The following is a 6,452-nucleotide window of genomic DNA, read 5'->3' on the forward strand; positions in this document are numbered from 1 at the left end:
GAACTGTGCCGGAAATGCCAGCACGAATGTAAACAGAGCTTCCGGGCGGTTGTGGTTGACTGCCCGAAGTATCTTTCCAAGCGTTCCAAGAAAAAGGACAAGACTGCCGGAAACGGCAAAATCCCTTAGGAACTAAGGGCGCACTTCTATACATAGTCTAAAGACCATGTATCGTGCGTCCTGCGGAGCTTACCTCTGCCGCTGATAAAATCAGCAATCCGAGGTCTGCGTTCGCTTCGCTCCGACAAGGTGGCTACACCCCCTTGCGCCGCTAAAGCGGCTATCCCCTGTGTACCCGCCGCAAAGAGAAATCCGCTCTGCGGTTTTCCCTTTTCATCGGGTTTTATAGAAGCACTGACACACGGACTGTCTGCGGATGGTCTTTCTTTATCTTATCAGCAAAGGATGTGAGAACATGGAAAAATCTTTGGAACAGTTGAAGCAGGAATATGAAAAAACCACTGTCCTGCTGGAACAGGAAAAACGGAAAATGCAGCGTTTGAAAAACCGGCAGGCGTATCTGGAAAGCGGTTCCCGGAAACAGAGGACGCACCGGCTGATTACCCGTGGGGCAGCTATTGAGAGCATTGCACCACAGACAAAGGAGCTATCCGAAGCGGAATTTTATTCCCTCATGGAAAGCATTTTGAATCTGCCGCAGGCGGAGCATTTCATCCGGTCTGCCACAGAGAACCACGCCCGTATTTCCGGGCAGGAGAAAGGCGGTGACTAAGGATAGCACTTTATCATTTTTCAATCGCACAGATCAAGCGCAGCGCCGGTCAGAGCGCCATTGCCAGCGCAGCCTATCGAGCCGGGGAGCGTCTTTACAGCAGCTACTATGGAGAAGTCAGCGACTACACCAAAAAGGGCGGCGTGATCGCTTCGGAAATCATGCTGCCGCCCCATGCGCCGGAAATATATCTTGACCGGGCGACCCTCTGGAATGCTGTGGAGAACTGCGAGAAACATCCAAAAGCACAGCTTGCCTATTCCTTTGATATTGCCATGCAGAATGAATTGACGCTGGAAGAAAACATGGAGCTGGCGAGGAAGTTCGTACAGGAGCAGTTTGTGACAAAAGGCATGATTGCCGACCTTGCTTTTCACAGCCCGGAGAAAGAGGACGGCGGCATCCCTAACCCGCATTTTCATGTGATGACAACCATGCGCCCTTTGAACCCGGATGGCACATGGGGACAAAAACAGCGTCGGGAATATCTTCTTGATGAAGATGGAAACCGAATCCGGGATAAAAACGGCGATTATATGTTTAACGCTGTCCATACAACAGACTGGCATGAGCCGGAAACGCTGGAACACTGGCGGGAGCAGTGGGCGGCTGCCGTTAATACAAAATTTGAGGAAAAAGGGCTGGATGTGCGTATCGACCACCGTTCCTATGTGCGGCAGGGGCTTGACCTGATACCTACTGTCCACGAGGGAGCTAATGTCCGGCAGATGGAAGCAAAGGGCATCCGCACCGAGAAAGGGGAACTGAACCGCTGGATTAAAGCCACCAACCGGCTCATGCAGGATGTGAGGAAGAAGATCAAAGCCCTGTTTGTCTGGATGGCAGAGGTAAAAGAAGAACTTTCCAAACCACAGACACCGAACCTTGCCGACCTGCTGATCGCTTATTACAACCAGCGCAACGCAGGGGCATGGAGCAATAAAGCCAGAACCGGAAACTTAAAGCAGTTTGCCGAAGCCGTCAATTATCTGACGGAAAACAAGCTGCTCACATTAGAGGATTTGCAGGAGCGTCTTTCCTCTGTCAACGAAGAATTTGAAGCGTTAAGCGACTCCATGAAAAAGAAATCTGCCCGGATAAAGGAATTGCAGGAATTGATACGGGAGGGCGAGAATTACCAGCGGCTAAAACCTGTTCATACGGAATTGAACAATATCAAGTTTAAGAAACAGAGGGAGAAATTTGAAACATCCCACGATGCGGAGTTACGGCTGTTTTATGCCGCCCGCCGTATTTTGAAAGAAAAACTGGACGGAAAACCCATTGCCCTGAAAGCATGGAAACAGGAATACGCACAGTTAAAAACAGAGTATGCCGAACTGTCTCCGCAGCACAAGCCACTCCGGGAGGAAGTCATACGGCTACGGCAGGTGCAGAACGCCGTAGATACCGCACTGCGCCGGAGGGAGCAGCCACAGGCAGTACAGAGAAAGAAACATGAGATGGAGCTATGATATAACCGGCAGCTTTACCGCTACCAGTATTTTTATGGAGGGAGCATTTGAATGTATTTGAAGCGGTGAAACAGTCTGTTACCACCCGGCAGGCTGCTTCATTCTATGGAATCCGGGTGGGGAGAAACGGCATGGTCTGCTGTCCATTCCACAATGACCGCACGCCCAGCATGAAAGTGGACAGCCGCTTTTACTGCTTCGGCTGCGGGGCTTCCGGGGATGTGATCGACTTTGCCGCTTTGCTGCATGGATTGGGGAAACGGGAAGCTGCGGTCAGGCTTGCGGAGGACTTCGGCGTTTCCTATGAGAAATCCGGCAATGCGCCGCCAGATAGGAAGCGTCACAACAGGTCACAGCCCCGACAAAAATCAGCGGAGCAGAGATTTCAGGAAACGGAACGGTATTGTTTCCGGGTGCTATGCGATTATCTGCGCCTGCTGGAGCATTGGAAAACAGCACACGCCCCACAGCCGCAGGATGCCATCTGGCATCCTCTTTTTGTGGAAGCGTTGCAGAGGATAAGCTACACAGAATACCTTTTGGATATTTTGTTATACGGAGAAATAGAAGAAAAAGCGGCATTGATCGCCGCACAGGGAAAGGAGGTGTTGCGGCTTGAACAGCGAATTTCAGAGCTTGCCGCCGGAAACGCAGGAAGCGGTCAAAAGGACGATGGACACAATGGAACCGGCGCAGACACCGGCAGAAATCCGGGAAACATTAGAGGGGACGCAGAAAGGCGGCGTGAAGAACAGCATCCGAAACTGCCTGACGGTGTTCCAGCGTGACCCTCTGTTTCGCGGGGCGCTGCGCCTGAACCTTTTGACGGAGCAGATTGACATTGTGAAGCCGCTGGGCTGGGAGCGCACCAGTACCACGCTGACCGACATGGACATGAACTACCTGCTTTTGTATCTGGAAGAAAATTACGGGCTTACCAGCGAGAAAAAGGTGCAGAGCGCCATCAAGATTGTTGCCAATGAAAACCGCTACCATCCAGTCAGGGATTACCTGAACAGCCTGCAATGGGACGGCACAGAGCGCATCCGTTACGCCCTGCATCACTTTCTGGGAGCCGATACGGACGAATACACCTATGAAGCCTTGAAACTGTTCCTGATGGGAGCCATCCGGCGGGTATTCAGACCGGGGAGCAAGTTTGAGGTCATGCTCTGTCTGGTTGGTGGTCAGGGAGCCGGGAAATCTACCTTTTTCCGGCTGCTGGCAGGCAGGGACGAATGGTTTTCAGACGATTTGAAAAAGCTGGACGATGAAAATGTGTACCGCAAGCTGCAAGGGCATTGGATTATCGAGATGTCGGAGATGATTGCCACAGCCAACGCCAAGAGTATTGAGGAAATCAAGTCATTCTTAAGCCGCCAGAAAGAAACCTACAAAGTGCCGTATGAGACACATCCGGCAGACCGGCTGCGGCAATGTGTATTTGGAGGGACGACCAACCGGCAGGACTTTTTGCCCCGTGACCGCACCGGCAACCGGCGCTTTCTCCCCGTGACGGTGTACCCGGAACGGGCGGAGGTTCACATACTGGACGATGAAGCGGCGGCGAGGGCGTATATCGAACAGATGTGGGCGGAAGCCATGACGGTTTATCGCAGTGGGAAGTATAAGCTGTCATTCAGCATGGAAATGAACCGATACCTGAACGCCCACCAGCAGGACTTTATGCAGGAAGACACACAGGCCGGCATGATCTACGCCTATTTGGAGGACTACACCGGCGACAGGGTATGTTCCAAGCAGCTTTATGAGGAAGCGCTGGGGAACTTAAATTCCCCGGCAGACTGGGAGACACGGGCAATCTGCGAGATTATGAATACCGGCATTGCGGGCGGCATCATACAGGGCTGGGTAGCCTACAAAAGCCCGAAGCGGTATAAGAAATACGGTTCTCAAAAAGGCTGGGAGCGTGTCAACCAAGACCCGCCGGAGGGGGACGGTTTTCAGGAAATCACGGAAGAAGAAGCCCGGCAAATGGAACTGCCATTCTGAAAAGCCACCGGTTGACAGTTTGGTTGACGCTTTGGTTGACAGCCGGTTGACGGGGAAAAGCCTGATATTTGGGGCATTTCTCTCCTTTGTCAACCATGTCAACCAAGAAATCAAAGAAAAAGTAAAAAGTAATAATAGAGCGCCTATGGATTGTTTTCAAAGTCTTTTCTGCCGGTTGACACGGTTTGGTTGACACGGAGACAGTCTGCGGCTGTACACCTGTCTGACATTCCCTTGTCGGGCATATTTCATTTATGGAGGTAACTGCCTATGGCAAAAAGCAAAAACGAGAGCAATAACAAAAGCAGCGGCACCCTGCTTACCGAAAAAGACGGCACCCAGTATTTTGTCATGGGGAAAGTCCGTATCAAGGTATCGGAGCATTTCGCACAGGATGGGAAGCCGCTTGACAGCCTGCTGGAAGATGTGATCCAGCACGCTGCCGCCGCTTCCTGAAAAAATACGGAATAACGACTGTCAATCAGCCCACGCTTATGATATACTTGTACCAGCGAGTATTGTATAAGCGTGGGTTGTTTCTTTTAGAAGGAGGATTTTTAACCGTGAAACAACCATACAATACAACGATTTATAACACTGCACTATATTTGAGATTGAGCCGTGACGATGAATTACAGGGGGAAAGCGGCAGTATCCAGACCCAGCGCATGATGCTTAGACAGTATGCCGCAGAGCATGGGCTGACCGTTGTAGACGAGTACATTGACGACGGATGGAGTGGGACAAATTTCGAGCGTCCAAGTTTCCAAAGGATGATTGATGACATCGAAGACGGGAAAATCAACTGCGTTGTCACAAAGGACTTATCCCGTCTGGGAAGAAACTATATCCTGACCGGTCAGTACACGGAAATCTATTTCCCCAGCAAGGGAGTACGCTACATTGCCATCAATGACAATGTGGACACCATCAACGGAGAAAGCGAGCTTGCACCGTTCTTAAACATCCTGAATGAAATGCACGCCCGACAGACCAGCAAAAAGGTCAAGGCTGCCATGCACACAAGATTTGCCAATGGCGCACACTATGGAGCCTATGCACCGCTGGGCTATGTAAAAGACCCGGACAAAAAAGGTCATCTTCTGATCGACCCGGAAACACGCTGGATTGTAGAGAAGATTTTTGACCTTGCTGTACACGGGCGTGGAGCCGCCAGCATTACACGGATTCTGGTGGAGGAAAAAGTACCTACCCCCGGCTGGCTGAACTATGAAAGATACGGGACTTTCGCCAATATCTACGCCGGTGCGCCCGCAGAAAAAGCCTATGCGTGGACGATAGCACAGGTCAAGAGCATTTTGAAAGAGGAAACCTACATCGGTCACAGCATTCACAACAAGCAGAGCAACATTTCATTCAAGAACAAGAAAAAGGTGCGGAAGCCGCAGGAAGAATGGTATCGTGTGGAAAATACCCACGAAGCCATCATTTCTGAAGAAGTGTTCCAAAAAGTTCAGGAGCTGATTGCAAGCAGACGCAGACGACAGAAGAATGGCACAACGCAGATATTTTCCGGGCTGGTAAAATGTGCGGACTGCGGATGGTCATTGGCTTATGGTGTAAACAGCCAGAACAAAAATCCCTATGCACACTACCATTGCAGTAAGTACGGGCAGGGATTACGCCAGTGTTCCATGCACTATATCCGCTATGATGTACTGTATGCCTATGTGCTTGCAAGACTGCAATACTGGTCTATGCTGGCACAGAAAGACGAGGACAAGCTGCTGAAACGCCTGCTCAATGCCAGCGACAGGGAAAGAAACTCTGCGAAGAAAAAGCAGGCTGCGGAGCTGAAAAAGGCAGAGAAGCGTAAAGCCGAGGTTGACGGGCTGTTTGCTAAAATGTATGAGGACTGGTCTGCCGGACGCATAACCGAGTATAACTTCAATATGCTGTCCGAGAAGTACCAGAACGAGCAAAAGGAGCTTGAAACAAAAATAAGACAGCTTCACGAAACGATGGAAGCCGCCGTACAGACCGCAGCGGATGCTGAAAAGTGGATTGCCCTGATGAAACAGTATGTCAACCCTGTGGAGCTGACCGCCGAACTTCTGAACACTCTAATTGAAAAAATAACCGTCCACGAAGCTGTCAAGGGCGAGGACGGAAGCCGTGAGCAGGAAGTAGAAATCTACTACCGCTTCATCGGCAAAATCGACTGACCTTTCTTTTTTACCCAACAATATCTTTAATTAAGGGAGACGGGC

At 50.7% G+C, this 6,452-nt stretch carries 6 protein-coding genes; all 6 read left to right on the forward strand.

The annotated features are described in order from the left end of the window. Positions 1-415: 415 nt before the first annotated feature. The 6 genes from WMO20_RS14090 to WMO20_RS14115 all read left to right on the forward strand — a co-directional run bounded on the left by WMO20_RS14090 (position 416) and on the right by WMO20_RS14115 (position 6,407). Positions 416-733 (forward strand): DUF3847 domain-containing protein, encoded by a 318-nt coding sequence (locus WMO20_RS14090; protein ID WP_008816380.1) that lies wholly within the window; start codon positions 416-418, stop codon positions 731-733. A 2-nt stretch (positions 734-735) separates the two neighbouring features. Continuing rightward, positions 736-2,208, forward strand: a complete 1,473-nt coding sequence (gene mobQ / locus WMO20_RS14095; RefSeq protein ID WP_435387775.1) for a MobQ family relaxase — start codon at positions 736-738, stop codon at positions 2,206-2,208. A gap of 47 nt (positions 2,209-2,255) precedes the next feature. Next, positions 2,256-2,996, forward strand: coding sequence for a CHC2 zinc finger domain-containing protein (locus WMO20_RS14100; RefSeq protein ID WP_014079457.1), 741 nt, complete (start codon positions 2,256-2,258; stop codon positions 2,994-2,996). Then, positions 2,881-4,221: a virulence-associated E family protein gene (locus WMO20_RS14105; protein ID WP_349187271.1), complete on the forward strand. Its 1,341-nt coding sequence runs from the start codon at positions 2,881-2,883 to the stop codon at positions 4,219-4,221. Before WMO20_RS14100 ends, WMO20_RS14105 begins: the two co-directional genes overlap by 116 nt. A gap of 270 nt (positions 4,222-4,491) precedes the next feature. Continuing rightward, complete coding sequence (locus tag WMO20_RS14110; RefSeq protein WP_005362436.1) at positions 4,492-4,677, forward strand: hypothetical protein; 186 nt, start codon at positions 4,492-4,494, stop codon at positions 4,675-4,677. Positions 4,678-4,715: 38 nt separating this feature from the next. Beyond that, positions 4,716-6,407: a recombinase family protein gene (locus WMO20_RS14115; protein ID WP_435387774.1), complete on the forward strand. Its 1,692-nt coding sequence runs from the start codon at positions 4,716-4,718 to the stop codon at positions 6,405-6,407. The last annotated feature ends 45 nt before the right edge of the window (positions 6,408-6,452 follow it).

Source organism: Faecalibacterium intestinale (assembly GCF_040096575.1).
GTDB lineage: Bacteria > Bacillota > Clostridia > Oscillospirales > Ruminococcaceae > Faecalibacterium > Faecalibacterium intestinale.

Bases quoted from the DNA above. Each gene is read 5' to 3' on its own strand.
- WMO20_RS14090 (WP_008816380.1), top strand. From the start codon at position 416: ATGGAAAAATCTTTGGAACAGTTGAAGCAGGAATATGAAAAAACCACT.
- WMO20_RS14105 (WP_349187271.1), top strand. From the start codon at position 2,881: ATGGACACAATGGAACCGGCGCAGACACCGGCAGAAATCCGGGAAACA.
- WMO20_RS14110 (WP_005362436.1), top strand. From the start codon at position 4,492: ATGGCAAAAAGCAAAAACGAGAGCAATAACAAAAGCAGCGGCACCCTG.
- WMO20_RS14115 (WP_435387774.1), top strand. From the start codon at position 4,716: ATGATATACTTGTACCAGCGAGTATTGTATAAGCGTGGGTTGTTTCTT.